This window comes from Thiosulfatimonas sediminis (assembly GCF_011398355.1).
In the GTDB taxonomy this organism is placed as follows: Bacteria; Pseudomonadota; Gammaproteobacteria; order Thiomicrospirales; family Thiomicrospiraceae; genus Thiomicrorhabdus; species Thiomicrorhabdus sediminis_A.
This window is the reverse complement of record NZ_AP021889.1, coordinates 2,390,256-2,415,284: the sequence shown is the minus strand read 5'-3', so window position 1 is coordinate 2,415,284 and position 25,029 is coordinate 2,390,256. Positions and strand designations below refer to the sequence as shown.

The 25,029-nt window shown below is 44.9% G+C and carries 31 protein-coding genes; all 31 read left to right on the top strand.

Annotated features, from left to right (window positions below):
• The first annotated feature begins 120 nt into the window (after nt 1-120).
• The 31 genes from rpoB (at nt 121) to rpsD (ending at nt 25,026) form a co-directional block, all read left to right on the top strand.
• Nucleotides 121-4,179: a DNA-directed RNA polymerase subunit beta gene (gene rpoB, locus HRR27_RS11335; RefSeq protein WP_173273909.1), complete on the top strand. Its 4,059-nt coding sequence runs from the start codon at nt 121-123 to the stop codon at nt 4,177-4,179.
• Nucleotides 4,179-8,411 carry a DNA-directed RNA polymerase subunit beta' gene (rpoC, locus tag HRR27_RS11330; RefSeq protein WP_173273908.1) on the top strand — a complete coding sequence of 1,411 codons (4,233 nt, stop codon included), beginning with the start codon at nt 4,179-4,181 and terminating at the stop codon, nt 8,409-8,411. The genes rpoB and rpoC overlap by 1 nt, the downstream gene beginning before the upstream one ends.
• A 138-nt stretch (nt 8,412-8,549) precedes the next feature.
• Nucleotides 8,550-8,924, top strand: coding sequence for a 30S ribosomal protein S12 (gene rpsL, locus HRR27_RS11325; RefSeq protein WP_173273907.1), 375 nt, complete (start codon nt 8,550-8,552; stop codon nt 8,922-8,924).
• Between the two features lie 64 nt (nt 8,925-8,988).
• Nucleotides 8,989-9,462, top strand: coding sequence for a 30S ribosomal protein S7 (gene rpsG, locus HRR27_RS11320; protein ID WP_173273904.1), 474 nt, complete (start codon nt 8,989-8,991; stop codon nt 9,460-9,462).
• 66 nt (nt 9,463-9,528) lie between these two features.
• Complete coding sequence (gene fusA / locus HRR27_RS11315) at nt 9,529-11,631, top strand: elongation factor G (RefSeq protein ID WP_173273902.1); 2,103 nt, start codon at nt 9,529-9,531, stop codon at nt 11,629-11,631.
• Nucleotides 11,632-11,693: 62 nt separating this feature from the next.
• Nucleotides 11,694-12,878, top strand: coding sequence for an elongation factor Tu (gene tuf / locus HRR27_RS11310; protein ID WP_173273900.1), 1,185 nt, complete (start codon nt 11,694-11,696; stop codon nt 12,876-12,878).
• A 175-nt stretch (nt 12,879-13,053) separates the two neighbouring features.
• Complete coding sequence (rpsJ, locus tag HRR27_RS11305; RefSeq protein ID WP_173273898.1) at nt 13,054-13,365, top strand: 30S ribosomal protein S10; 312 nt, start codon at nt 13,054-13,056, stop codon at nt 13,363-13,365.
• A 63-nt stretch (nt 13,366-13,428) separates the two neighbouring features.
• Complete coding sequence (gene rplC / locus HRR27_RS11300; protein WP_173273896.1) at nt 13,429-14,064, top strand: 50S ribosomal protein L3; 636 nt, start codon at nt 13,429-13,431, stop codon at nt 14,062-14,064.
• Nucleotides 14,065-14,074: 10 nt separating this feature from the next.
• On the top strand, nt 14,075-14,695 hold the full coding sequence (gene rplD, locus HRR27_RS11295; RefSeq protein WP_173273894.1) for a 50S ribosomal protein L4: 621 nt from the start codon (nt 14,075-14,077) through the stop codon (nt 14,693-14,695).
• Nucleotides 14,692-14,988 carry a 50S ribosomal protein L23 gene (gene rplW / locus HRR27_RS11290; RefSeq protein ID WP_173273892.1) on the top strand — a complete coding sequence of 99 codons (297 nt, stop codon included), beginning with the start codon at nt 14,692-14,694 and terminating at the stop codon, nt 14,986-14,988. The genes rplD and rplW overlap by 4 nt, the downstream gene beginning before the upstream one ends.
• Before the next feature lie 11 nt (nt 14,989-14,999).
• Nucleotides 15,000-15,824: a 50S ribosomal protein L2 gene (rplB, locus tag HRR27_RS11285; RefSeq protein WP_173273890.1), complete on the top strand. Its 825-nt coding sequence runs from the start codon at nt 15,000-15,002 to the stop codon at nt 15,822-15,824.
• Nucleotides 15,825-15,843: 19 nt separating this feature from the next.
• A complete protein-coding gene (gene rpsS, locus HRR27_RS11280) occupies nt 15,844-16,119 on the top strand; it encodes a 30S ribosomal protein S19 (RefSeq protein WP_173273888.1) in 276 nt (91 codons plus the stop codon).
• A gap of 12 nt (nt 16,120-16,131) precedes the next feature.
• Nucleotides 16,132-16,464, top strand: coding sequence for a 50S ribosomal protein L22 (gene rplV / locus HRR27_RS11275; protein ID WP_173273886.1), 333 nt, complete (start codon nt 16,132-16,134; stop codon nt 16,462-16,464).
• Nucleotides 16,465-16,475: 11 nt separating this feature from the next.
• Nucleotides 16,476-17,153, top strand: coding sequence for a 30S ribosomal protein S3 (gene rpsC, locus HRR27_RS11270; protein ID WP_173273884.1), 678 nt, complete (start codon nt 16,476-16,478; stop codon nt 17,151-17,153).
• Nucleotides 17,154-17,167: 14 nt separating this feature from the next.
• Complete coding sequence (gene rplP, locus HRR27_RS11265; protein WP_173273882.1) at nt 17,168-17,581, top strand: 50S ribosomal protein L16; 414 nt, start codon at nt 17,168-17,170, stop codon at nt 17,579-17,581.
• A gap of 1 nt (nt 17,582) precedes the next feature.
• Nucleotides 17,583-17,774 carry a 50S ribosomal protein L29 gene (rpmC, locus tag HRR27_RS11260; protein WP_173273880.1) on the top strand — a complete coding sequence of 64 codons (192 nt, stop codon included), beginning with the start codon at nt 17,583-17,585 and terminating at the stop codon, nt 17,772-17,774.
• Between the two features lie 2 nt (nt 17,775-17,776).
• On the top strand, nt 17,777-18,040 hold the full coding sequence (gene rpsQ / locus HRR27_RS11255) for a 30S ribosomal protein S17 (RefSeq protein ID WP_173273878.1): 264 nt from the start codon (nt 17,777-17,779) through the stop codon (nt 18,038-18,040).
• 150 nt (nt 18,041-18,190) lie between these two features.
• On the top strand, nt 18,191-18,559 hold the full coding sequence (rplN, locus tag HRR27_RS11250; RefSeq protein WP_173273876.1) for a 50S ribosomal protein L14: 369 nt from the start codon (nt 18,191-18,193) through the stop codon (nt 18,557-18,559).
• A 10-nt stretch (nt 18,560-18,569) separates the two neighbouring features.
• Entirely contained in the window at nt 18,570-18,884 is a 315-nt protein-coding gene (gene rplX / locus HRR27_RS11245) for a 50S ribosomal protein L24 (protein ID WP_173273874.1), read from the top strand.
• A 14-nt stretch (nt 18,885-18,898) separates the two neighbouring features.
• Nucleotides 18,899-19,438 (top strand): 50S ribosomal protein L5, encoded by a 540-nt coding sequence (rplE, locus tag HRR27_RS11240; protein ID WP_173273872.1) that lies wholly within the window; start codon nt 18,899-18,901, stop codon nt 19,436-19,438.
• 11 nt (nt 19,439-19,449) lie between these two features.
• Nucleotides 19,450-19,755, top strand: coding sequence for a 30S ribosomal protein S14 (gene rpsN / locus HRR27_RS11235; protein WP_173273870.1), 306 nt, complete (start codon nt 19,450-19,452; stop codon nt 19,753-19,755).
• Nucleotides 19,756-19,767: 12 nt separating this feature from the next.
• Nucleotides 19,768-20,163 carry a 30S ribosomal protein S8 gene (gene rpsH / locus HRR27_RS11230; protein ID WP_173273867.1) on the top strand — a complete coding sequence of 132 codons (396 nt, stop codon included), beginning with the start codon at nt 19,768-19,770 and terminating at the stop codon, nt 20,161-20,163.
• Nucleotides 20,164-20,174: 11 nt separating this feature from the next.
• The gene (gene rplF / locus HRR27_RS11225; RefSeq protein WP_173273865.1) at nt 20,175-20,708 is read left to right on the top strand and encodes a 50S ribosomal protein L6; all 534 of its coding nucleotides are present in this window, start codon (nt 20,175-20,177) and stop codon (nt 20,706-20,708) included.
• A 14-nt stretch (nt 20,709-20,722) separates the two neighbouring features.
• Nucleotides 20,723-21,076, top strand: a complete 354-nt coding sequence (rplR, locus tag HRR27_RS11220; RefSeq protein WP_173273863.1) for a 50S ribosomal protein L18 — start codon at nt 20,723-20,725, stop codon at nt 21,074-21,076.
• A 12-nt stretch (nt 21,077-21,088) separates the two neighbouring features.
• The gene (gene rpsE / locus HRR27_RS11215) at nt 21,089-21,598 is read left to right on the top strand and encodes a 30S ribosomal protein S5 (RefSeq protein WP_173273861.1); all 510 of its coding nucleotides are present in this window, start codon (nt 21,089-21,091) and stop codon (nt 21,596-21,598) included.
• A gap of 1 nt (nt 21,599) precedes the next feature.
• Nucleotides 21,600-21,785 (top strand): 50S ribosomal protein L30, encoded by a 186-nt coding sequence (gene rpmD / locus HRR27_RS11210; protein WP_173273859.1) that lies wholly within the window; start codon nt 21,600-21,602, stop codon nt 21,783-21,785.
• Between the two features lies 1 nt (nt 21,786).
• Nucleotides 21,787-22,221, top strand: coding sequence for a 50S ribosomal protein L15 (gene rplO, locus HRR27_RS11205; protein WP_173273857.1), 435 nt, complete (start codon nt 21,787-21,789; stop codon nt 22,219-22,221).
• Nucleotides 22,222-22,225: 4 nt separating this feature from the next.
• Nucleotides 22,226-23,536, top strand: a complete 1,311-nt coding sequence (secY, locus tag HRR27_RS11200) for a preprotein translocase subunit SecY (protein WP_173273855.1) — start codon at nt 22,226-22,228, stop codon at nt 23,534-23,536.
• 86 nt (nt 23,537-23,622) lie between these two features.
• On the top strand, nt 23,623-23,979 hold the full coding sequence (gene rpsM / locus HRR27_RS11195; protein ID WP_173273853.1) for a 30S ribosomal protein S13: 357 nt from the start codon (nt 23,623-23,625) through the stop codon (nt 23,977-23,979).
• A gap of 22 nt (nt 23,980-24,001) precedes the next feature.
• Nucleotides 24,002-24,391: a 30S ribosomal protein S11 gene (rpsK, locus tag HRR27_RS11190; RefSeq protein ID WP_173273851.1), complete on the top strand. Its 390-nt coding sequence runs from the start codon at nt 24,002-24,004 to the stop codon at nt 24,389-24,391.
• A 14-nt stretch (nt 24,392-24,405) separates the two neighbouring features.
• Nucleotides 24,406-25,026 (top strand): 30S ribosomal protein S4, encoded by a 621-nt coding sequence (gene rpsD / locus HRR27_RS11185; protein ID WP_173273849.1) that lies wholly within the window; start codon nt 24,406-24,408, stop codon nt 25,024-25,026.
• Nucleotides 25,027-25,029: the final 3 nt, after the last annotated feature.

Genomic DNA, 25,029 nt, shown 5'->3' with positions numbered 1-25,029 from the left:
TAATCTGTTGATAACTTTTTAATAAAAGCTACCACAGTTTTATGCATTTATTCCGTAACTGATTGTACCCCAGGCCCTGAGGTCTGATCTTCCTGACAATCTTTATCGTCGAGGTTAACGATGACTTACTCTTTAACTGAAAAGAAACGCGTCCGTAAGGATTTTGCGACGCGCCCATCGATTCTTGAAGTTCCTTATTTGCTGTCTTTGCAAAAAGGCTCTTTCCATGAATTTTTACAAATTGATAAGAAGCCATCCGAGCGCCTAAATATGGGTTTGCATGCGGCATTCATGTCAGTTTTCCCAATTGAAGGTGTAGCGGGTACAGCCGACCTTGAGTACGTTAGTTACTACATGGGGCAGCCTGAATTTGACGTTAAAGAGTGTAAGCAACGTGGCGTGACCTATGCCGCACCGCTACGCGTAAAAATGCGTTTAGTCATTTATGATCGTGATGCGCCAGTTGGTAAGCGTCCGGTTAAGGACATGAAAGAACAGGAAGTTTATTTAGGCGATATTCCGCTGATGACGGATAACGGAACCTTTGTTATTAACGGTACTGAGCGTGTTATCGTGACTCAGTTACACCGTTCGCCAGGGGTTATCTTTGATAGTGATAAAGGTAAGTCTCACTCGTCTGGTAAATTATTGTTTAATGCGCGCATTATTCCTTACCGTGGTTCTTGGTTGGATTTTGAATTTGACCATAACGATTGTCTATTCACGCGTATCGACCGTCGTCGTAAGCTACCAGTGTCTATTTTGTTACGTGCCATGGGTTACAGTAATGAAGAGATTTTGGCGCATTTCTTTGACGCCAATGTCATTGAAATCACTAAGAACGCGTTCAAAATGAAACTGGATATCAACCAATTTAAGGGCATGGATATGCCATTTGAGTTGGCGCATAACGGTGAGGTTTTGTGCGAAGCTGGCAAGAAAGTTACAGCGCGTACAGTTAAGCTGGTTGAGCAGTCTGGCGTTGATAAAATTGAAGTACCTGTTGATTACTTGGTTGGTAAAGTTCTGGCTTCAGGAATTATTGACGAAAATACCGGTGAGTTGGTTGCACGTACGAATGAGATTCTAACGGCTGAAACGGTTGCTAAGGTCTCTAACATGACAGGCACCTCAATCAAGATTCTTTATATCGATGAGTTGGAAAACGGTCCTTACATTTCCGATACGCTAAACTTGGACAGCACCACTTCGCAAACCGAAGCGCAGATGGAAATTTATCGCATGATGCGTCCAGGTGAGCCACCAACACAAGAGTCTTCGCAAGCGCTATTCTCCAGCTTGTTCTTTGATGAGTCACGTTATGACTTATCTGCAGTTGGCCGCATGAAATTAAACCGTCGTCTTGGTCGCAATGAAAACGATGGTAGCGTTGTACTTGAAAACCAAGATATCGTTGATGTGGTGCGTGAATTAATCAATATCCGTAATGGTCACAGCACCATTGATGATATTGATACGCTTGGTAACCGTCGTATTCGTGCGGTTGGTGAAATGGCTGAGAACGCTTTCCGTGTCGGTCTAGTGCGTGTTGAACGTGCCGTTAAGGAGCGTTTGAATCAAGCTGAATCAGATGGCTTGATGCCACAAGATTTGATTAATGCTAAGCCAGTTTCTGCTGCAATTAAAGAGTTCTTCGGTTCTTCGCAATTGTCGCAGTTCATGGACCAAGTTAACCCGCTGTCGGAAGTGACGCACAAGCGTCGTGTTTCTGCTTTAGGGCCAGGTGGTTTGACGCGTGAGCGTGCAGGTTTTGAGGTGCGTGACGTTCACCCGACCCATTACGGTCGTGTTTGTCCGATTGAAACGCCAGAAGGGCCGAACATCGGTCTGATTAATACCTTGGCGATTTACGCTAAAACCAATGAATATGGCTTCTTGGAAACCCCGTACCGCAAAGTAATTGACGGTAAGGTGACTGAGGAAATCGAATATGTTTCAGCGATTGATGAAGCACAGTTCGTTATTGCACAGGCGTCTGCGAATCTTGATGCAAACGGTAAGTTTGTTGATGGTCTGATTTCAGCACGTCACCAAAACGAATTTACGTTGTCGTCTTCTGCGGATATCGACTATATGGACGTTTCGCCGAAGCAGATCGTATCGGTGGCGGCGGCCTTGATTCCGTTCCTTGAGCATGATGATGCTAACCGTGCCCTAATGGGTGCCAACATGCAACGTCAGGCGGTTCCATGTCTGCGCGCAGAAAAACCATTGGTTGGTACTGGTATCGAGAAGACCGTTGCGATTGACTCAGGTGTTACTGTGGTAGCTGAGCGTGGCGGTGAGATTTTATCGTCCGATTCGGCACGTATCGTGGTGCGTGTTAATCAGGATGAAATTGCTGCCGGTGAGTCGGGTGTTGATATTTATAACTTGGTTAAATACCAGCGTTCTAACCAGAACACCTGTATTAACCAACGTCCAGTCGTTAAAGCCGGTGACATTGTACGCCGTGGCGATGTCATGGCAGATGGTCCTTCGACCGACTTGGGTGAATTGGCTCTTGGTCAGAATATGCGTATCGCCTTTATGCCTTGGAACGGTTACAACTTCGAAGACTCGATTTTGGTTTCTGAGCGTGTGGTGCAGCAGGATCGTTACACAACAATTCACATCGAAGAGTTAACTTGTTTGGCTCGTGATACTAAGCTTGGGCCGGAAGAAATTACCGCCGATATTCCAAACGTCGGTGAGTCTGCATTAGCGCGTCTTGATGACTGCGGTATCGTTCAAGTCGGTGCAGAAGTGAAGCAGGGCGACATTCTGGTTGGTAAAGTGACGCCAAAAGGTGAGACTCAGCTGACGCCGGAAGAGAAACTGTTACGCGCCATTTTTGGTGAGAAAGCGTCTGATGTTAAAGATACTTCTCTTCGTGTTACCAAGGGTGTTGAAGGGACGGTTATTGACGTTCAGGTGTTCACTCGCGAAGGCGTGGAAAAAGATGCGCGTGCGATGGCGATTCAAGAAGAAGAATTGGCGCAAATTCGTAAAGACATCAACGAACAGTACAAAATTCTTGAAGCGGATACATTGGGGCGTCTGCGTACGCTACTGATGGGACATTCATTGGTTGATGGTACGCAAATTGATGAGTCTTTCCTGCAAACGGTTCCTGCCAATCGTTGGTTTGGTCTGAATGTTAAAGATGCAGATGTCATGTTGCAGCTTGAGATGGCGGAAACCCAGCTTAAAGACAAGCGTAAAGCGTATGACGAAGCGTATGAAGAGAAGCGTAAGAAACTGACTCAAGGTGATGATTTGGCACCGGGTGTTTCGAAAATGGTTAAGGTTTACGTTGCAATCAAGCGTCGTATTCAGCCAGGTGACAAAATGGCGGGTCGTCACGGTAACAAAGGTGTTATCTCGCGTATCGCGCCAGTTGAAGATATGCCGTTCGATGAAACCGGTCGTCCAGTCGATATCTGTCTGAACCCACTGGGTGTACCATCGCGTATGAACGTTGGTCAGATTCTAGAGGTTCACTTAGGTCTAGCAGCGGAAGGTTTGGGTTCTAAAATCAATGCGATGTTGCAGCAGCAGCAAGACATTCAAGAAATCCGTGCTTTCTTGCATAAGATTTATAACGAAACCCAAGGTCAACAAGTTGACTTAGATAGTTTCAGCGACAATGAGATTCTGGAGTTGGCAGGGAATCTGCGTAAGGGCGTTCCTTTGGCTTCGCCAGTATTTGACGGTGCTTCAGAAGGGCAGATCAAAGCATTGCTGCGTTTGGCTGATTTGCCAGAGTCTGGTCAGATGGTGTTGTTTGACGGTCTTACAGGTGAACAGTTCGATCGTCCGGTAACTGTCGGTTATATGTACTATCTGAAACTGAATCACTTGGTTGATGACAAAATGCACGCGCGTTCAACCGGGCCTTACTCGTTGGTTACACAGCAGCCGTTGGGTGGTAAAGCGCAGTTTGGTGGTCAGCGTTTCGGAGAGATGGAGGTGTGGGCACTGGAAGCTTATGGTGCTGCCTTCACGCTACAGGAAATGCTAACGGTTAAGTCGGATGACTTGAACGGTCGTACCAAAATGTATAAAAACATTGTTGATGGTAACGAATATATGGAACCTGGTATGCCGGAGTCGTTCAGCGTACTGCGCAAAGAGATTCGCGCCCTAGGTATTGATATTGAGTTGGAGCAAGAGTAATGAGAGATTTAATTGGTTTTCTGAAAAAGCAGAACGTATCGAGTGATTTTGATGCAATTAAGGTAACCCTTGCTTCCCCAGAAAAGATTCGTTCATGGTCTTACGGCGAAGTGAAGAAGCCTGAAACCATCAACTACCGTACCTTTAAGCCAGAGCGTGATGGTCTGTTTTGTGCCAAAATTTTCGGACCTATCCGCGACTTTGAATGCTTGTGCGGTAAGTACAAGCGCTTAAAGCACCGTGGTGTGATCTGTGAAAAATGTGGTGTTGAAGTTACGCAATCTAAGGTGCGTCGCGAGCGTATGGGTCACATCGACCTAGCAACTTCTGTTGCCCACATTTGGTTCTTGAAATCGCTACCGTCACGTATCGGTTTGATGTTGGACATGACATTAAAAGAGATTGAAGCGGTTCTTTACTTTGAAGCGTTTATGGTAACAGACCCAGGTTTAACGCCTCTTGAACCTTGGCAGTTACTGTCTGAAGAAGAGTATTTCGATGCGCTAGAAGAACATGGCGATGAGTTTGAAGCAATGATGGGCGCGGAAGCGATCAAGAAAATGCTACAAGCAATTGATTTGGAATACGAAGCAGAGCATCTGCGTACCGAGATGGATAACACCAGTTCGGAAACCAAGCAGAAGAAGTTGTCTAAGCGTTTGAAATTGATTGAGTCTTTCTTGCAATCTGGTAACAAGCCAGAGTGGATGATTCTTGACGTATTGCCGGTTCTACCGCCTGAGTTACGTCCGTTGGTTCCACTGGATGGTGGTCGTTTTGCGACCTCGGATTTGAACGATCTTTACCGTCGTGTTATTAACCGTAATAACCGTCTAAAGCGTCTGTTAGATCTGATGGCGCCGGACATTATCGTGCGTAATGAAAAACGTATGCTGCAAGAGTCGGTTGACTCTTTGTTAGATAACGGTCGTCGCGGTCGTGCGGTAACGGGTACTAATAAGCGCCAGTTGAAATCACTTGCGGATATGATTAAAGGTAAGCAAGGTCGTTTCCGTCAAAACTTACTTGGTAAGCGTGTTGACTACTCTGGTCGTTCGGTTATCGTGGTTGGCCCGACACTGCGTCTGCACCAGTGCGGTCTACCGAAGAAAATGGCATTGGAACTGTTTAAGCCGTTCATTTTCAGCCGTCTGCAAAAACGCGGTTTAGCGCCAACGATTAAAGCGGCCAAGAAGATGGTTGAGATGAGTCTGCCGGAAGTATGGGATGTGTTGGATGAAGTTATCCGCGAACACCCGATTCTGTTGAACCGTGCACCGACACTTCACCGTTTAGGTATTCAAGCGTTTGAACCGGTATTGATTGAAGGTAAAGCGATTAACTTGCACCCATTGGTTTGCTCGGCATTCAACGCCGACTTCGATGGTGACCAGATGGCCGTACACGTACCTTTATCGCTAGAAGCTCAGTTAGAAGCACGTACATTAATGATGTCGACCAATAACTTGCTGTCACCGGCCAACGGTGACCCTATTATTGTTCCGTCGCAGGACGTTGTTCTGGGTCTGTACTATATTTCGCGTGATCGTATCAACGGTAAGGGCGAAGGCATGGTGTTCGCCAACTGGCAGGAAGCAGAGCGTGCTTTGGGTGCTAAGGTTGTTGAATTGCATGCGAAGATTAAATTGCGTGTTGATGAGGCGGTCATTGATGAAGAAGGCGTAGAAAGCGTTAGTACGCGTATTGTTGATACGACGGTTGGCCGTGCGCTATTGAGTCGCATTCTGCCGCGTGGCCTTAGCTATGACATGATCAACGTTAACCTGACAAAGAAGAACATCTCCAAAGTACTAAACGAGTGTTACCGTAAATTGGGGCCGAAAGAGACGGTTATCTTCGCTGACCAATTAATGTATGCCGGTTTCAAATGGTCTACGCTTGCGGGTCTATCATTCTGTTCGGATGATATGTTAATTCCGGATTCGAAAGCGGGCATTATCGAACGTGCGGATAAGCAGGTTGAAGAGATTCAAAACCAGTTCTCACAAGGTCTTGTTACCGAAGGTGAGCGTTACAACAAAGTTGTTGATATTTGGTCACATACCAATGAGTTGGTAACCAAGTCAATGATGGAAGAGTTGCAACACGAAACTGTGGTTGATAAAGACGGTAACTCGCATAAGCAGACCTCATTTAACTCGGTATACATGATGGCGGACTCGGGCGCTCGTGGTAGCGTTGCGCAGATGCGTCAGTTGGGTGGGATGCGTGGTCTGATGGCGAAACCAGATGGTTCGATCATCGAGACCCCGATCACGGCTAACTTCCGTGAAGGTCTAAACGTATTGCAGTACTTCATCTCAACGCACGGTGCCCGTAAAGGTCTTGCGGATACGGCACTGAAAACCGCTAACTCCGGTTACCTAACTCGTCGTCTGGTTGATGTTGCACAGGATGTGGTTGTGACTGAAACCGACTGTGGTACCGATACGGGTATTAACATGACGGCACACGTTGAAGGTGGTGACATCATTGAGTCTCTACGTGACCGCGTATTGGGTCGTGTAACAGCTGAAGACGTGATGACGATTAAAGGTGAGTTACTGATCGAAAAAGGGTCGCTGATTGATGAGAAGTTAGCGAATCTAATCGATTTAAGTGGTATTGACCATGTATTGGTGCGTTCGCCAATGACGTGTGAAACCCGTTTCGGTATCTGTCAACAATGTTACGGTCGTGATTTGGCTCGTGGGCAGTTGGTGAACATGGGTGAAGCAGTCGGTGTTATGGCGGCGCAGTCGATCGGTGAGCCAGGTACTCAGCTAACCATGCGTACCTTCCACATCGGTGGTACCGCATCCGGCTCAGCGGCGCAAAGTTCGATTGAAGTTAAGCATGAAGGCCATGTTAAATACTTCAATATGAAAACCCTGACAAACTCGGAAGGACAGATTGTTGTGACTTCGCGTTCTGGTGAAGTGTCTTTGATGGATTTGTCAGGACGTGAGCAAGAGCGTTATAAAATCAACTACGGTGCTATCCTAAATACACAAGACGGCGGCGCGCTGAAAGCGGGCGATGTACTTGCTAATTGGGATCCGCACACGCATCCGATCGTAACTGAAGCGGAAGGTATGATTCACTTCGGTAACTTCGACGGAACGGTTGAAGAGCGTCTGGATGAAGTCACTGGTTTGACTTCTCGTGTCGTGAAAGATGCGAAAGAACGTGCTTCGATTGCTAAGGATATTCGTCCTTACATTGAAATCGTGGACGAGAAAGGCGACGCAGTTTGTTTCCCAGGGACGCAAACTCCGGCGATGTACTATTTGCCAGAAAACTCGATTGTTATCGTTCAGGCAAATGCAAAAGTCGGTCGCGGGGACGTATTAGCGCGTATTCCACAAGCGTCTTCGAAAAACAAGGATATTACCGGGGGTCTACCGCGCGTTGCAGACTTGTTTGAAGCGCGTCAGCCAAAAGAACCTTCAATTATGGCGGAAGTGCCGGGCGTTATTGGCTTCGGTAAAGAGACCAAAGGCAAGCAGCGTCTAATGATCACCCAAGACAGTGGTGAAGTGTATGAGACATTGATTCCTAAGTGGCGTACCGTCAGCGTGTTCGAAGGTGAGCGTGTTGAGAAAGGGGATGTTGTGGTTGAGGGTAACCCAAATCCACACGATATCCTACGCCTATTGGGTGTTGAAAAATTAGCGGAATACATCGTTGACGAAGTGCAAGATGTTTACCGTCTACAAGGGGTTAAGATTAACGATAAGCATATCGAGACAATTGTTCGTCAGATGTTGCGTAAAGTTGAAGTTAAGTCCTCTGGTGATACCGGACTGATTCGTGGTGAGCAAGCAGAATACTCAAAAGTGCTTGGTTTAAATGAAAAAGCCCGTGAAGAAGGCAAGGTTGAAGCGTCTTATGAGCGCGTTCTTCTTGGTATCACTAAAGCGTCGTTGGCGACTGAGTCGTTTATTTCGGCAGCGTCTTTCCAAGAGACAACGCGTGTTCTTACTGAAGCCGCAGTTTCTGGTAAGCGCGATACCCTGGTTGGTTTGAAAGAGAACGTTATTGTGGGTCGCTTGATTCCTGCGGGTACTGGTTTTGCTTATCATAAAGCACGCCGTAGTGCCCAAGAGAAGTCAGCGGCAGAACTCAAGGCATTCTTGAACGCGGATCAACCGATGGTAGCTGAAGAAGAAACTATCAGCGCCGAGTTGCTGGAAGTCATGGTGGGCGAAGAACAGCCGATTGAGGAGTAATTTAATAAATTCAAGCAGTTAAGGCTTGACTTATTGAATTGACCTCTCTAAAATTCGCTTTCCTTATACGTAGGTCTATTTTTTAGGCCTACAGCTTCGTTTATGTGTAAGAGTAAATCTCAAATTTGGAGAAATTGAATGGCTACTATTAACCAGTTGGTGCGTAAGCCGCGTAAAGATAAGCGTAAAGTTTCAAACGTAGCTGCGTTACAGGCTTGTCCTCAACGTCGTGGTGTTTGTACGCGTGTTTATACAACAACCCCTAAAAAGCCAAACTCTGCTCTACGTAAAGTTGCGCGTGTACGTTTAACAAACGGCTATGAAGTTGCTTCCTATATTGGTGGTGAAGGTCATAACCTGCAAGAGCACTCGGTTATTCTTATCCGTGGTGGTCGTGTTAAAGATTTGCCTGGTGTACGTTATCACACAGTTCGTGGCGCACTTGATTGTGCCGGTGTTGCTAATCGTAAACAAGGTCGTTCTAAGTACGGTGCGAAGCGTCCGAAGAAATAATCTGATTATTCCTTAACATACGTTTTGCAAGTTTAGTGTTACATTTATACCGGAAGAGTTAAGAATGGCAAGAAGAAGAGAAATTCCAAAGCGTCAGGTACTACCTGATCCGAAGTTTGGAGATATTACGTTAACGAAATTCGTTAATATGATTATGGTTAGCGGCAAAAAAGCTGTAGCTGAGAAAATTGTTTACGATGCGCTAGATATTGTAGTTGAACGTAAAAACGGTGGTCAGCAAGCGGAGTTGTTAAGAGACGCGCTTGAAGCTGTCGGACCAATGGTTGAGGTTAAATCTCGCCGCGTTGGTGGTGCAACATACCAAGTACCTGTTGAAGTTCGTCCAGAGCGTAAACTGGCTCTCGCTATGCGTTGGATCGTTGATGCTTCTCGTAAGCGCAGCGAAAAAGGGATGATGCTTCGTCTTGCTGGTGAACTGGGTGACGCTTTAGAAGGTCGTGGTTCAGCAGTTAAGAAGAAAGAAGATACCCATAGAATGGCAGAGGCAAACAAAGCCTTCTCTCATTTCCGTTGGTAATCATCTGCTAATGGAGGCCCTTTTTAAGGGCCTTTATTTTTGGTTTAAACTGAAAGGTTAATTAAAGTGGCACGTAAAACCCCTTTAGAACAATACCGTAATATCGGTATCATGGCCCACATCGACGCGGGTAAAACAACAACAACTGAACGTATTCTTTACTACACCGGTGTTTCTCACAAAATCGGTGAAGTACATGACGGTGCTGCAACTATGGACTGGATGGAGCAAGAGCAGGAACGTGGTATTACTATCACTTCTGCAGCGACTACCGCTTTCTGGAGTGGGATGGCGAAGAACTATCCGCAGCACCGTATTAACATTATCGATACCCCTGGACACGTTGACTTCACAATTGAAGTAGAACGTTCTCTACGTGTACTTGATGGTGCTGTTACCTGTTTCTGTTCTGTATCTGGTGTTGAGCCACAGTCTGAAACAGTATGGCGTCAAGCAGATAAGTACGGCGTACCTCGTATGGGTTACGTCAACAAGATGGACCGTGCCGGTGCAAACTTTTTAAACGTTTGTAAAATGGTTGTTGACCGTCTTGGTGCAACGCCTGTGCCAGTACAGTTGCCTATCGGTGCTGAAGAGACATTCCGTGGTATCGTCGACCTAGTTAAGATGCAAGCCATCTACTGGGAAGAAGAGAACATGGGTATGAAGTTTACCTATGAAGACATCCCAGCTGATATGGTCGATTTAGCGCAAGAATGGCGTGAAAAATTGGTTGAAGCGGCGGCGGAAGCAACTGAAGAGTTGATGGATAAATACCTTGAAGAAGGTGATTTGACCGAAGAAGAGATCAAGGCGGGTATTCGTCAGCGTTGTATCGCGGTTGAAATCGTGCCAATGTTCTGTGGTTCATCTTTCAAAAACAAGGGTGTGCAAACACTGCTGGATGGTGTTTTGGATTACATGCCAGCACCAACGGATGTACCTGCAATTAAAGGTGAATTAGAAGACGGTACGCCAGTTGAGCGTCACTCTACTGATGATGAGCCTTTCGCTGCGCTAGCGTTCAAAATCATGACCGATCCTTATGTCGGTACTTTGACGTTCTTCCGTGTTTATTCGGGTGTTCTAGGCGCAGGTTCGCCTGTTATGAATACTGTTAAAGGCAAAAAAGAACGTGTTGGTCGTATTCTGCAGATGCACTCTAACTCTCGTGAAGAGATCAAAGAAGTGCGTGCTGGTGAGATCGCTTGTGCGGTGGGTCTAAAAGACACAACAACAGGTGATACTTTATGTGATATCGATAACCCAGTTATCCTTGAGCGTATGGAATTCCCTGAGCCAGTAATTTCGATTGCGATCGAGCCAAAAACCAAAGCTGACCAAGAGAAAATGGGTATTGCGCTAGGTAAACTAGCTGCAGAAGATCCGTCTTTCCGTGTTCACACTGATGAAGAAACGAACCAAACAATCATCTCTGGTATGGGTGAGCTTCACCTGGATATCATCGTTGATCGTATGCGTCGTGAATTTAAAGTTGAAGCCAACATTGGTGCACCGCAAGTTTCTTACCGTGAAACGATCCGCAAGGAAGTTGAAGCGCATGGTAAATTTGTACGCCAGTCTGGTGGTCGTGGTCAATATGGTCACGTTGTCTTTAAAGTTCGTCCTTCTGAAGAGAATGCAGGCTTTAAGTTCATTAACTCAGTTGTCGGTGGTACGGTTCCGAAAGAATACATCGGTGCGGTAGAAAAAGGCGCGCGTCTTCAGTTAGAAGCGGGTGTTATCGCTGGTTACCCAATGGTTGATGTAACCGTTGAGTTGATCGATGGTTCTTACCATGATGTTGACTCGAACGAGATGGCGTTCCAAGTTGCTGCATCGATGGGTGTTAAGAACGCTGTTGGCAACGCAGGCGCTGTTGTTCTTGAGCCGATTATGAAGGTTGAAGTAACGACTCCTGAAGAGTACATGGGTGACATCATCGGTGACCTTAACCGTCGCCGTGGTATGATTAACGCAATGGATGACATCCCGACTGGTAAGTCTGTTAAGGCAGACGTACCGCTTTCAGAAATGTTCGGTTACTCAAACCAAATGCGTTCACTAACGCAAGGTCGTGCTTCTTACAGCATGGAGTTCCAGAAGTATTCTGAAGCACCTCGCAATATTCAAGAAGAAATTATTGCAGCGTCTAAGAAAGGCGACTAAATTTTTATTTCACTTTTAAACTAGAGCGGCGATAAGCCGCTTTTAACAAAGGTAATTTACTAATGGCAAAAGCAAAGTTTGAACGTTCGAAACCGCACGTAAACGTAGGTACTATCGGTCACGTTGACCATGGTAAGACAACTCTTACTGCGGCACTAACAATCGTACAAGGTGCGAAATTCGGTGGCGACGTTAAAGATTACGGTTCAATCGACAACGCTCCAGAAGAGCGTGAGCGTGGTATCACGATTTCAACTGCCCACGTAGAATACGAGTCAGCGGCTCGTCACTACGCGCACGTTGACTGCCCAGGACACGCGGATTATGTTAAAAACATGATCACCGGTGCGGCACAGATGGACGGTGCAATCCTAGTATGTTCAGCAGCAGATGGCCCGATGCCACAGACGCGTGAGCACATCCTGCTATCACGTCAGGTTGGTGTACCATACATCGTTGTATTCCTAAACAAAGCAGACATGGTTGATGACGAAGAGCTACTAGAGCTAGTCGAGATGGAAATCCGTGAGCTTCTTGACGAATACGACTTCCCAGGTGACGACACGCCAGTCATTATCGGTTCTGCTCTAAAAGCAATCGAAGGTGACGAAGCTTACGTTGCTAAGATTGGTGAATTGGTTGACGCGCTAGACAGCTACATCCCAGAGCCGACTCGTGAAACAGACAAGCCATTCCTAATGCCAGTAGAAGATATCTTCTCTATCCAAGGTCGTGGAACGGTAGCAACAGGACGTATCGAGACAGGTATCATCAAAGTTGGTGAGACAGTTGAAATCGTTGGTATCCGTGATACTCAAGAGACGACAGTAACCGGTGTTGAAATGTTCCGTAAACTGCTTGACCAAGGTGAAGCAGGGGATAACGTAGGTATTCTACTACGTGGTACAAAGCGTGAAGACATCGAGCGTGGTCAAGTTCTAGCTCACAAAGGTTCGGTTAAGCCGCACACTAAATTTGAGTCAGAAATCTACGTACTATCAAAAGATGAAGGTGGTCGTCATACGCCATTCTTCAACGGTTACCGCCCACAGTTTTACTTCCGTACAACGGATGTAACAGGTGCATGTCAATTGCCAGAAGGTATTGAGATGGTTATGCCTGGTGATAACGTACAGATGACAATTGAATTGATCAACCCGATCGCAATGTCAGAAGGTCTACGTTTCGCAATCCGTGAAGGTGGTCGTACTGTTGGTGCAGGTGTTGTAGCAAAAATCCTAGCGTAATCGCGAAAGATTTTGCGTTAGCAATATCGGTATCAAAAAAGGGAGCTTTGGCTCCCTTTTTTGTTGTGTGCTAAATAGTTGTTTTTAAAAAAAAAGACTGGTATAATTCGCGACCTTGGTTTGCAAGCAAATTTTTATTGCTTGTTTTTCTAATCAACAGTTTGAGAGAAATATTATGGCGACTCAAAACATTCGTATCCGCTTAAAGGCATTCGATCACCGTCTGATCGATCAGTCTGCGCGCGAGATTACGGAAACTGCAAAGCGTACTGGTGCACAGGTTCGTGGTCCGATCCCAATGCCGACGCGTAAAGAGCGTTTCACAGTTTTAGTCTCTCCACACGTCAATAAAGACGCGCGTGATCAGTACGAACTTCGTACTCACAAACGTCTGCTAGACATCGTTGACCCAACTGATAAAACAGTTGATGCCCTGATGAAACTAGATTTGGCTGCTGGTGTTGACGTACAACTTGAATTGCACTAAGCAATTGTTCGGTTAGTCATCAATCGTAATGACTGACAGATTTATAATAATGAGGTTAATGATATGAGTATTGGTATCATTGGTAAAAAAATCGGAATGACTCGTGTTTTCAACGATGAAGGTGTTTCGACTCCGGTTACTGTAGTACAAGTAAACCCGAATCGCATCACTCAAATCAAAACGATTGACACAGATGGTTATTCTGCTATCCAGGTAACAACTGGTACTGTGCACGCTGGTCGTGTAAACAAGCCTGCAGCTGGTCACTTTGCGAAAGCAGGTGTTGAAGCAGGTGAAGGTCTTTGGGAATTCCGTGCAGATGCTGCGGATATCGAAGGACTAGAAATCGGTTCTGAGCTAACTGTTGAGCGTTTTAACGACATCGCAGTGGTAGATGTGACGGGTACTACCAAAGGTAAAGGTTTCCAAGGTGGTATTAAGCGTCACAACTTCCGTATGCAAGATGCGACTCACGGTAACTCATTGTCTCACCGTTCAAACGGTTCTATCGGTCAAAACCAGACTCCAGGTCGCGTTTTCAAAGGTAAGAAAATGTCTGGACACATGGGTGCTGTACGTCAAACAACCCTGAACTTAGACTTGGTCAAAGTGGATGCAGAAAACGGATTATTACTAATTCGTGGTGCGGTCCCAGGTGCTAAGAACGGTACAGTTATTGTTCGTAAAGCTGTGAAGTAAGGTGGGCACGATGGATTTAAATGTTATTGAACTAGCAACAGGTAAAGAAAACGGGACTGTTTCAGTTTCTGATGCTCTTTTTGCTGTTGAATTTAATGAATCTTTGGTTCACCAAGTAGTGACTGCATACATGAATGCCGGTCGTTCTGGTACTAAAGGTCAAAAGAACCGCGCAGCGGTAAGCGGTGGCGGAGCTAAGCCATGGCGTCAAAAAGGGACTGGCCGTGCGCGTGCCGGTACGACTCGTAGCCCGGTATGGGTTGGCGGTGGTCGTGCATTCCCAGGTCACAACCGTGATTTTTCTCAAAAAGTAAATAAGAAGATGTATCGCGGTGCGATGCGTTCGATTATTGCTGAGCTTAATCGTTCTGGTCGCCTAGTTGTGGTTGATGATTTCAAAATTGATGCCCCTAAGACAAAAGAATTTAAAGCAAAACTTGCACAACTAAACGTCTCTGATGCACTGGTTGTAACAGAAGGTTTTGACGAGTATTTGTATCTTTCTGCACGTAACTTGTATGCAGCAGACGTATGTGATGCAGCATCAGTTGATCCGGTAAGCCTAATTGGTTTCCAGACCGTTGTGATGACTCAAGGTGCAGTTAAGCAGTTAGAGGAGCAATTAGCATGAATCAAGAGCGTATTCTAAGTGTATTGCTAGCACCACACGTTTCTGAAAAAGCAGCGATGATGGCTGATGCATCAGAGCAGTACGTGTTTAAAGTTATGCAAACTGCAACAAAAACAGAAGTGAAAGCGGCTGTTGAGACCCTTTTCGGTGTAAAAGTGCAGTCTGTAAACATGATTAACATTAATGGTAAGCGCAAAGTGTTCAAAGGTCGTGCTGGTCGTCGTAACGGTGTGCGTAAAGCTATCGTGCGTCTAGTTGCTGGTCAAGAAATCGACTTTGCGGCTGCTGAGTAAGGAGTTAAATAATGGCAATTATTAAAAAGTCAAAACCGACTTCTCCGGGTCGCCGCTTTGTCGTAAGTATCGTTGAGCCTACTTTGCATAAAGGTAAGCCACACGCTGCGCTACTAGAGAAGAAGTCGAAATCTGGTGGTCGTAACAATAACGGTCGTATCACAGTTCGTCACCAAGGTGGTGGTCATAAGCAACACTACCGTATGGTTGATTTCAAACGTTCTAAAGAAGGTGTTCCTGCAACGGTTGAGCGTCTTGAATATGATCCGAACCGTACAGCGCATATCGCATTATTGAAATATGCTGATGGTGCTCGTGCTTACATCCTAGCAGCAAAAAATATGCAAGCTGGTGATGTTGTCGAAGCCGGTGAACATGTTTCGATCAAAGTAGGTAACTGTCTACCTTTACGTAACATTCCAGTGGGTACTGTTGTACACAATGTTGAAATGCGTCCTGGTAAAGGCGGGCAAATTGCTCGTTCAGCCGGTGCATCTGTGTCTATCGCTGGTAAAGACGGTGCTTACGTTCTTGTTAAGCTACGTTCTGGTGAACTGCGTAAGATTCTTGCTGAATGTAAAGCAACAGTCGGCGAAGTCGGTAACTCAGAACACAGTCTTCGTAAAATCGGTAAAGCTGGTGCAATGCGCTGGCGTGGTGTTCGTCCTACCGTTCGTGGTGTGGCGATGAACCCGGTTGATCACCCGCACGGTGGTGGTGAAGGTCGTACTTCTGGTGGTCGTAACCCTGTTACGCCATGGGGTGTTCCGACTAAAGGTAAGAAGACTCGTAGCAACAAGCGTACTGATAACATGATCGTACGCCGCCGTAAATAAGTAATAAGGAAGGACACTGATGCCACGTTCAGTTAAAAAAGGACCTTTTGTTGATCACCACCTTTATAAAAAGGTGGAAGAGGCACAAGAATCTGGTAATAAGCGTCCAATCAAGACTTGGTCACGTCGTTCGATGATCTTGCCTGAAATGATTGGTCTAACAATTGCCGTTCACAATGGTAAAGAGCACATCCCTGTTTACGTTTCCGAAAACATGGTTGGCCACAAACTAGGTGAATTCTCTCAAACACGTTATTATCGCGGTCACGCTGCGGATAAGAAAGCGAAACGTTAATAGGAGTTCAAGATGCAAGTAAGTGCAACACATAAATTTGCCCGTATCTCTCCACAAAAAGCGCGTTTGGTCGCTGACTTAATCCGTGGAAAGAATGTTGAACAAGCGGTAAACATCCTTGCGTTCAGCGATAAAAAAGCAGCGGCATTGTTCAAAAAAGTATTGAACTCTGCAATTGCCAACGCTGAAAACAACAACGGTATGGATATCGATGAGTTATCAGTCACTGCTGTCTTCGTAAACGAAGGGCCAGTCATGAAGCGTATGCGCGCTCGTGCTAAAGGTCGCGGTAACCGTATCTTAAAACGCACCAGTCACCTAACCGTGTCTGTGGGCGAGAAATAAGGAGAATCAGAATGGGTCAAAAAGTAAATCCGGTCGGGATTCGTCTTGGTATTACTAGAGATTGGAATGCTCGCTGGTATGCAGATAGCAAAAACTATTCTGACTTCTTAGTAAGTGATGTTGAAATTCGTAAAGAATTAAATGAAAAGCTGGGTCATGCTTCTGTGTCTGCTATCAATATCGAACGTGTAGCGAACGGTGTTCGTGTCACGATCCACACGGCTCGTCCTGGTGTGGTTATTGGTAAAAAAGGTGAAGACATTGAAAAGCTAAAGCAGTCTCTTTCTAAGAAGACTGGTATGCCAGTTAACATCAACATCGAAGAAATTAAAAAACCTGAACTAGACGCTAAGTTGGTTGGGCAATCAATTGCTCAACAACTTGAAAAACGTATTCAGTTCCGTCGTGCGATGAAGCGCGCGGTAGGGAATGCAATGCGTCTTGGTGCAGAAGGTATCAAAGTTACGGTTTCTGGTCGTCTTAACGGTGCAGACATTGCTCGTGCTGAATGGTATCGTGAAGGTCGTGTACCTTTGCACACATTCCGTGCGGATATTGATTATGCAACTTATGAAGCGGATACTACCTACGGTAAGATCGGTGTGAAAGTGTGGATTTTCAAAGGTGAGAAGCTTGGTAAGCTGGCTCTGGATAGCAATGATTCTAAGGGCAAAAAAGGCCGTAAATAAAAGGATAACTCACTATGTTAATGCCTAAACGTACAAAATTTAGAAAAGTACAAAAGGGTCGTAACCGTGGTCTAGCGCAAGCTGGGAACAAAGTTAGCTTTGGTGATTTCGGTCTTAAGGCTCTAGAACGCGGACGTATGACTTCACGTCAAATCGAAGCTGGTCGTCGTGTTATGACTCGTCACGTAAAACGTGGCGCGAAGATTTGGATTCGTGTTTTCCCTGACAAACCAATTACTAACAAACCACTTGAAGTGCGTATGGGTAAAGGTAAAGGTTCAGTTGAGTACTGGGTTGCTCAAATTCAGCCAGGCCGTGTCCTATTTGAAATGCAAGGTGTGAATGAAGTTCTAGCTCGCGAAGCGTTTGCTTTAGCGGCTGCTAAACTACCATTCAAAACACAAGTTGTAACTAGAACGGTGATGTAAGATGACTGCGAAAGAATTAAACGAAAAAACAGTTGAAGAGCTGCGTAACGAGTTATTAGAACTTCGTAAAGAGCAATTCAACCTAAGAATGCAACATTCAACAGGTCAGTTATCTAACTCTGCAGGACTTAAAAAAGTCCGTCGTACTATCGCACGAGTTAAAACCATCATTCGTCAAAAAGTGAGTAAGTAAAGATGGCTGGTCAAGAGAATAATGCACGTACCGTACAAGGTGTTGTTGTAAGCAACAAAATGAACGACTCTATCGTTGTTCAAATTGCGCGTTTCATCAAACACCCAAAGTACAAAAAATTCGTTAAACGTTCAACTAAGCTAATGGCTCATGATGCAGGTAACACTGCTGGAATCGGTGACACAGTAACAATTGCTGAAACAGCACCAATTTCAAAAAGTAAGTCATGGACTTTAGTTCAAATTGACGAAAAAGCGAAAATTTAATTTTTGCTAGCAATTGCGTGGATTAGTTGATATAATTCGCGCAATTTCCGAAAGCCACCTTAGAGTCGCAAGCCAGTTTATAAATTGGGACTGCACTTTTCGGTGGTTTTTGTGCTACTTGTAATTTTAATTTATGGATGGAGTCCCACCATGATTCAGATGCAAACTGTGCTTGATGTCGCTGATAACAGCGGAGCACGCCGCGTCCAATGTATTAAAGTGCTAGGCGGTTCGCACCGTCGTTATGCCAACGTTGGTGACGTGATTAAAGTGAGTGTAAAAGAAGCTGCACCACGCGGAAAAGTGAAGAAAGGTGATGTTTACAATGCAGTAGTCGTTCGTACGGCTAGCGGCGTACGTCGTCCAGACGGTTCAAAAATCAGATTTGATGGTAACGCTGCCGTTATCTTGAATGCGAAGCATGAGCCGATCGGAACTCGTATCTTCGGACCAGTAACTCGTGAGCTACGTAACGATAAGTTTATGAAAATTGTTTCATTAGCTCCTGAAGTTTTATAAGGAAGAAGTAATGAATCGTTTAAGAAAAGGTGACGAAGTAATCGTCCTAGCCGGTAAAGACAAAGGAAAGCGTGGTTCGGTTTCTTCTGTTATGGCAAACGGTAAAGTATTAGTAGATGGTATCAACCTAGTTAAAAAGCACAGCAAAGGTAATCCTATGACTGGTGTTCAAGGTGGTATTGTTTCTAAAGAAATGCCTATTGATGCTTCAAATGTGGCGCTAGTTAACCCAGAAACGAATAAAGCTGACAAGATTGGCTATAAAGTTGAAGGCGAGGCTAAAATCCGCTTCTTTAAATCTACTGGAAAAGCGGTTGACGCTTAATAAAGGGTAGAGAGATGGCAAGACTACAACAACAGTACAAAGAACGAGTTGTTCTTCAGTTGAAAGAACAATTTGGCTATAAATCCGTTATGGAAGTGCCAAAGCTAACCAAAATCACCTTGAACATGGGTGTGGGTGAAGCAATTGGCGATAAAAAACTTCTGGATAACGCAGTTGCGGATATGGAAGCAATTACTGGTCAAAAAGCAATGCGCACGCTTGCTCGTAAATCAGTTGCTAGCTTTAAAGTTCGTGATGGTTACCCTCTAGGTTGTAAAGTGACATTACGTGGTAAGCGTATGTACGAATTCCTAGATCGTTTAGTTAACATCGCGCTTCCTCGTGTTCGTGACTTCCGTGGTATCAATCCAAAAGGGTTTGATGGCCGTGGTAACTACAATATGGGTCTTAAAGAGCAAATCATTTTCCCAGAAATCGTATTTGAGAAAGTTGACAAAATCCGCGGGATGGACATCAACTTCACAACGACTGCGAAAACGAACGCTGAAGCGAAAGCTCTTTTAGAAGCTTTTAATTTCCCGTTCAAGAAATAAGAGGTCTTCTAATGGCTAAGAAATCTATGATTGCTCGCGAAGTCAAACGCGCGAAAATGGTTGAGCGTTACGCTGCAAAGCGCGCTGAACTGAAAAAAATCATCAGCAACCCAACGACAGAATTTGCTGATCGTATGGATGCAGTTGATGTATTAAGTAAATTGCCTCGTGATGGTGCTGCCGTTCGTCAACGTAACCGTTGTCGTATTACTGGCCGTCCACACGGTGTATACAGAAAGTTTGGTTTATCACGTAATATGCTTCGTCAAATGACGATGCAAGGTGATGTTCCTGGTTTAAGAAAAGCTAGTTGGTAAGGATAAATATCTATGAGTATGTCTGATCCAATCGCTGATATGTTAACACGCATCCGTAACGGGCAAATTGCCGGTCACGCGAACGTGATTATGCCTTCATCTAAAGTTAAAGCAGCGGTTGCTAAAGTTTTGAATGAAGAAGGTTATATCTCTGCATTCAGCATTAATGAAAACAATGGTAAGCCTGAGTTATCTGTCGATCTTAAGTATTTTGACGGTAAGCCAGTAATCGAAATGATTAAACGTGTAAGCCGTCCAGGTCTACGTGTTTATAAAAACAAAGATGAGTTACCAAACGTAATTGGCGGTCTAGGTATCGCTGTGATTTCAACCTCTAAAGGTATTATGACGGATCATCAAGCGCGCTCTGCCGGTGTTGGTGGTGAAGTTATTTGCTACGTAGCATAAGGATTTGAATTATGTCTAGAATTGCAAAAGCTCCAGTTACTATCCCTGCAGGCGTTGAAGTCAATGTGAATGGTAACAATGTAACTGTTAAAGGGTCTAAAGACACTTTGACAAAAACTTTTAACGAAGCTGTATCAGTTTCTGTTGAAGACGGTCAAGTCATCTGTCAACCTAACGAAGGTTTCGTAAAAGGTTGGTCACAAGCTGGTACAGCACGTGCAATCATCAATAACATGGTTATTGGTGTGACAAATGGTTTTGAAAAACGTCTACAGCTTGTCGGTGTTGGTTACCGTGCAGCAGCACAAGGTAAAGTGTTAAACCTAACTCTTGGTTTCTCGCATCCGGTTGAGCACGCAATTCCTGAAGGGATTACGGTTGAGACTCCGACTCAGACTGAGATTGTTGTAAAAGGCGCAGATAAGCAAGTTGTTGGTCAAGTTGCAGCTGAAATCCGCGGCTACCGCCCACCAGAGCCATACAAAGGCAAAGGTGTTAAGTATGCTGATGAGCGCATTTTACGTAAAGAAGCTAAGAAGAAATAAGGCTGGAAGTTAGTATGGATAAGAAATCAGCCCGTCTTCGTAGAGCTAAGAAGACCCGTGCACGTATCGCAGAACAAAAAGTGGCACGTTTGTGCATTCACCGTTCTACGCAACACATCTACGCGCAAGTTATTGCTGCAGATGGTCACACGGTTGTTGCTTCAAGCTCTACTGTACAAGCGGACGTTAAATCAGAAATTAGCAACGGTTCAAACAAATCTGCTGCGGCAGTTGTTGGTCAGAAAGTTGCTGAAAAAGCAAAAGCTGCTGGTGTAACCAAGGTTGCATTTGATCGTTCAGGTTTCAAATACCACGGTCGCGTTCAACAATTAGCTGAATCAGCCCGTGAAAACGGTCTTGAATTTTAAAGGAAGGAAATTATGTCTTCACATGAATTACAAGACGGCCAAGATGCTTTGATCGAGAAACTAGTTGGCATTCGTCGTGTTGCTAAAGTTGTAAAGGGTGGGCGTATTTTTGCGTTCTCAGCTCTTGCAGTTGTTGGTGACGGCGAAGGTAAAGTTGGTTACGGAAGTGGTAAAGCAAACGAAGTTCCAGTCGCAATTAAGAAAGCGATGGAAAAAGCTCGTCGTAACATGAAATCCGTATCCCTTAAAGGTGGTACGATCCAATACCCAATCAATTACAAGCAAGGTGCAGCGAACATCGTTATGCTACCTGCTTCTGAGGGTACTGGTGTAATCGCTGGTGGTGCGATGCGTGCGGTTCTTGAAGCTGCAGGTGTTCATGACGTACTTTGTAAGTGCGTTGGTACCACTCGCCCGGTAAACGTCGTACGTTCTACTGTTAACGCTTTGACTTCAATGTCTAGCCCTGAATTGATCGCGGCGAAACGTGGTAAGTCTGTAGCAGAAATTCTAGGTGAGTAAGATGTCAGATAAGAAAATTAAATTAACTCTGGTAAAAAGCATCATTGGCCGCTTACCAGCACACAAAGCGTGTGTATCTGGTCTTGGTCTAAGAAAAATGCACCAAACAGTAAGCGTTATTGATACTCCAGAAAATCGTGGAATGATCAATAAAGTTTCCTATTTGCTTAAAGTAGAGGAAGCATAAAATGCAACTAAATACTTTAAAACCTGCTGACGGCGCTAAAAAAGTTGCCAAACGCGTTGGTCGTGGACAAGGTTCTGGCTGGGGTAAAATGGGTGGTCGTGGTCACAAAGGGCAGAAGTCTCGCTCTGGTGGCATGCCGCGCATCGGTTTTGAGGGTGGTCAAATGCCACTGCAACGCCGTCTACCTAAAGTTGGTTTTACTTCGCGTAAAGCCGCTTACGTTGCAGAAGTACGTCTTGATACCTTAGCTTCAATTGATGCGGAAATCATTGATATCCCAGCATTGGTTGCAGCAAAAGTTGTCGCTCATAAAATTAAAGAAGTTAAAGTTATCAACTCTGGTGAAATCACTAAAGCGGTAAAAACTTCTGGCCTACGCACAACTGCTGCAGCTAAAGCAGCAATTGAAGCTGCTGGTGGCACGGTAGAAGCTTAATTATATGAAAAGTTCAATTGCATCAACCGGAATGAGTAGTTTAAAGAACAAGATTCTTTTTGTTCTTGGCGCTATTATCGTGTACCGTTTAGGTACGCACATTCCCGTTCCGTCAATTGATCCGATTGCCTTGGCAGCAATGTTCGAACAGCAAAAGGGTACCATCCTGGACATGTTTAACATGTTCTCAGGTGGTGCCCTTGAGCGTTTATCGATTTTTGCATTGGGAATCATGCCTTACATCTCTGCTGCGATTATTATGCAGCTTTTGACAGTCGTTTCACCTAAATTGGAACAGCTGAAGAAAGAAGGAGAGTCAGGGCGTCGTAAGATTACTCAGTACACTCGTCAAGGGACTGTGGTACTTGCGACTTTCCAAGCTTTAGGTGTCGCGATTGCACTTGAATCCCAAAACATCAACGGCATGCCAGTTGTTATTGACCCAGGCTTTATCTTTAAGCTCACGGCCGTAGTAACGTTGGTTTCCGGTACAATTTTCCTGATGTGGTTAGGTGAACAAATTACCGAACGTGGTATCGGTAATGGTATTTCCTTAATCATTTTTGCAGGGATTGTTGCAGGCCTACCTAGTGCGCTAGGGGGTACGTTCGAGCAAGTGAATACCGGTGCGCTTCATGCGTTAACTGTATTCGTTTTACTGGCTCTTATTGCAGCAGTTATTGCGTTTGTAGTGTTTGTTGAACGTGGGCAACGTCGTATCCCTGTTCACTATGCTCAAAAAATGCGTGGTCGTAAGTTATATGGTGGTCAAGAGTCACATCTACCACTTAAGCTGAATATGGCGGGCGTTATTCCACCAATCTTTGCTTCCAGTATCATTCTGTTTCCAGCGACCTTAGGGGGTTGGTTCGGTACGGCTGAAGGTATGGGGTGGATGAAGGACATCGCGACAACTTTGTCGCCAGGTCAACCGCTTTATATTTTGTTCTACGCGACTGCAATTATTTTCTTCTGTTTCTTCTACACCGCGATTGTGTTCAATCCAAATGAAACAGCTGAAAACCTAAGAAAATCTGGTGCATATCTTCCAGGTATTCGTCCAGGCGCACAGACGGCTCGTCACATTGACGGCATTATGGGTCGCTTGACGTTGGCTGGGGCGATTTACATCACAGCAGTGTGCTTATTACCAGAATTTTTAATTCTGTATTGGAATGTTCCGTTCTATTTTGGTGGGACATCTCTATTGATTATCGTAATTGTCGTTATGGATTTCATGACTTCGGTTCAGGCACAAATGCAGTCAAGCCAGTATGATGGCATGATGAAAAAAGCGAAATTAAAAGGCAAATAAATCAGTTATTTATTTGTCTAGTATTTATAGTGAAAGACGTGTATAATCCCACGTTTTTCGGTAGATGGAAATAGAGGGAGCGCAAAATGGCTCGTATTGCCGGCGTAAACATTCCAGTTAACAAACATGTTGTTATTGGATTGACTTCGATCTACGGGATTGGTTCAACTTCTGCAAAAAAAATCTGTGCAGCAACTGGTATTGAACCATCTGCGAAAGTTCGAGAGCTAACTGAAGAACAGTTAGAACTACTTCGTAATGAAGTAACAAACTACACGATTGAAGGGGATCTTCGTCGTGAAGTGTCTATGAATATCAAGCGTTTGATGGACATGGGTTGTTACCGTGGTATTCGTCACCGTCGCAGCTTACCACTACGTGGTCAGCGCACCAAGACCAATGCACGTACTCGCAAAGGTCCTATCAAACCAATTAAGAGATAACGCTTAAGTAGCGAGAATAGATATGGCAAAAGCAAATCAACGTGTTAAGAAGAAAGCTAAACAGGTCGTAACGGATGCCGTTGCGCACGTTCATGCTAGCTTCAATAACACGATCGTAACTATTACTGACCGTCAAGGTAACGCACTAGCTTGGGCAACTTCCGGTGGTAGCGGTTTCCGTGGTTCTCGTAAGAGTACTCCGTTCGCTGCACAGGTAGCTGCTGAGAAAGCTGGGCAGTTGGCTCAAGAATATGGTGTTAAGAACGTAGATGTTATGGTTAAGGGCCCAGGTCCTGGCCGTGATTCAGCCGTTCGTGGTCTAAACAGTGTTGGATTTAAAATTACATCAATCACTGATGTGACGCCAATTCCACACAACGGATGCCGCCCACCTAAGAAACGTCGCGTTTAATTTTTGAGGTAATCATGGCTAGATATATTGGTCCTAAGTGTAAACTTGCCCGCCGTGAAGGTACTGATCTATTTTTGAAAAGCGGTGTTCGTAGCATCGAATCAAAATGTAAGATCGATCAACTACCAGGTGTACACGGTGCAGCTCGTAAAAAGGTAACTGAGTACGGTACTCAGTTACGTGAGAAACAAAAAGTACGTCGTATGTACGGTGTTCTAGAGAAAAAGTTCCGTCTTTACTATAAAGAAGCGGATCGTCGTAAAGGGTCTACTGGTGTAAACCTTCTACAAATCCTAGAAAGCCGTTTAGACAACGTTGTATACCGTATGGGCTTTGCAACAACTCGTGCAGAAGCTCGCCAACTTGTTTCGCATAAAGCGATCCAAGTTAACGGTCAATCAGTAAATATTCCGTCTTTCGAAGTATCTGCTGGTGATGTGGTTTCTATTCGTGAGAAATCTCGCAACCAAACTCGTATTGCTGCTGCGCTTGAGTTAAAAGCGCAGAACGGTGGTGTTAGCTGGGTAGAAGTTAATACTAAGGCATTTGAAGGTACCTTCAAAAATGTTCCTGATCGTTCAGATTTATCTGCGGATATTCACGAAAACTTGATTGTTGAGCTTTACTCTAAGTAATAG

Coding starts and splice junctions, on each gene's coding strand:
- rpoB (WP_173273909.1), top strand. CDS start 121: ATGACTTACTCTTTAACTGAAAAGAAACGCGTCCGTAAGGATTTTGCG.
- rpoC (WP_173273908.1), top strand. CDS start 4,179: ATGAGAGATTTAATTGGTTTTCTGAAAAAGCAGAACGTATCGAGTGAT.
- rpsL (WP_173273907.1), top strand. CDS start 8,550: ATGGCTACTATTAACCAGTTGGTGCGTAAGCCGCGTAAAGATAAGCGT.
- rpsG (WP_173273904.1), top strand. CDS start 8,989: ATGGCAAGAAGAAGAGAAATTCCAAAGCGTCAGGTACTACCTGATCCG.
- tuf (WP_173273900.1), top strand. CDS start 11,694: ATGGCAAAAGCAAAGTTTGAACGTTCGAAACCGCACGTAAACGTAGGT.
- rpsJ (WP_173273898.1), top strand. CDS start 13,054: ATGGCGACTCAAAACATTCGTATCCGCTTAAAGGCATTCGATCACCGT.
- rplC (WP_173273896.1), top strand. CDS start 13,429: ATGAGTATTGGTATCATTGGTAAAAAAATCGGAATGACTCGTGTTTTC.
- rplD (WP_173273894.1), top strand. CDS start 14,075: ATGGATTTAAATGTTATTGAACTAGCAACAGGTAAAGAAAACGGGACT.
- rplW (WP_173273892.1), top strand. CDS start 14,692: ATGAATCAAGAGCGTATTCTAAGTGTATTGCTAGCACCACACGTTTCT.
- rplB (WP_173273890.1), top strand. CDS start 15,000: ATGGCAATTATTAAAAAGTCAAAACCGACTTCTCCGGGTCGCCGCTTT.
- rpsS (WP_173273888.1), top strand. CDS start 15,844: ATGCCACGTTCAGTTAAAAAAGGACCTTTTGTTGATCACCACCTTTAT.
- rplV (WP_173273886.1), top strand. CDS start 16,132: ATGCAAGTAAGTGCAACACATAAATTTGCCCGTATCTCTCCACAAAAA.
- rpsC (WP_173273884.1), top strand. CDS start 16,476: ATGGGTCAAAAAGTAAATCCGGTCGGGATTCGTCTTGGTATTACTAGA.
- rplP (WP_173273882.1), top strand. CDS start 17,168: ATGTTAATGCCTAAACGTACAAAATTTAGAAAAGTACAAAAGGGTCGT.
- rpmC (WP_173273880.1), top strand. CDS start 17,583: ATGACTGCGAAAGAATTAAACGAAAAAACAGTTGAAGAGCTGCGTAAC.
- rpsQ (WP_173273878.1), top strand. CDS start 17,777: ATGGCTGGTCAAGAGAATAATGCACGTACCGTACAAGGTGTTGTTGTA.
- rplN (WP_173273876.1), top strand. CDS start 18,191: ATGATTCAGATGCAAACTGTGCTTGATGTCGCTGATAACAGCGGAGCA.
- rplX (WP_173273874.1), top strand. CDS start 18,570: ATGAATCGTTTAAGAAAAGGTGACGAAGTAATCGTCCTAGCCGGTAAA.
- rplE (WP_173273872.1), top strand. CDS start 18,899: ATGGCAAGACTACAACAACAGTACAAAGAACGAGTTGTTCTTCAGTTG.
- rpsN (WP_173273870.1), top strand. CDS start 19,450: ATGGCTAAGAAATCTATGATTGCTCGCGAAGTCAAACGCGCGAAAATG.
- rpsH (WP_173273867.1), top strand. CDS start 19,768: ATGAGTATGTCTGATCCAATCGCTGATATGTTAACACGCATCCGTAAC.
- rplF (WP_173273865.1), top strand. CDS start 20,175: ATGTCTAGAATTGCAAAAGCTCCAGTTACTATCCCTGCAGGCGTTGAA.
- rplR (WP_173273863.1), top strand. CDS start 20,723: ATGGATAAGAAATCAGCCCGTCTTCGTAGAGCTAAGAAGACCCGTGCA.
- rpsE (WP_173273861.1), top strand. CDS start 21,089: ATGTCTTCACATGAATTACAAGACGGCCAAGATGCTTTGATCGAGAAA.
- rpmD (WP_173273859.1), top strand. CDS start 21,600: ATGTCAGATAAGAAAATTAAATTAACTCTGGTAAAAAGCATCATTGGC.
- rplO (WP_173273857.1), top strand. CDS start 21,787: ATGCAACTAAATACTTTAAAACCTGCTGACGGCGCTAAAAAAGTTGCC.
- secY (WP_173273855.1), top strand. CDS start 22,226: ATGAAAAGTTCAATTGCATCAACCGGAATGAGTAGTTTAAAGAACAAG.
- rpsM (WP_173273853.1), top strand. CDS start 23,623: ATGGCTCGTATTGCCGGCGTAAACATTCCAGTTAACAAACATGTTGTT.
- rpsK (WP_173273851.1), top strand. CDS start 24,002: ATGGCAAAAGCAAATCAACGTGTTAAGAAGAAAGCTAAACAGGTCGTA.
- rpsD (WP_173273849.1), top strand. CDS start 24,406: ATGGCTAGATATATTGGTCCTAAGTGTAAACTTGCCCGCCGTGAAGGT.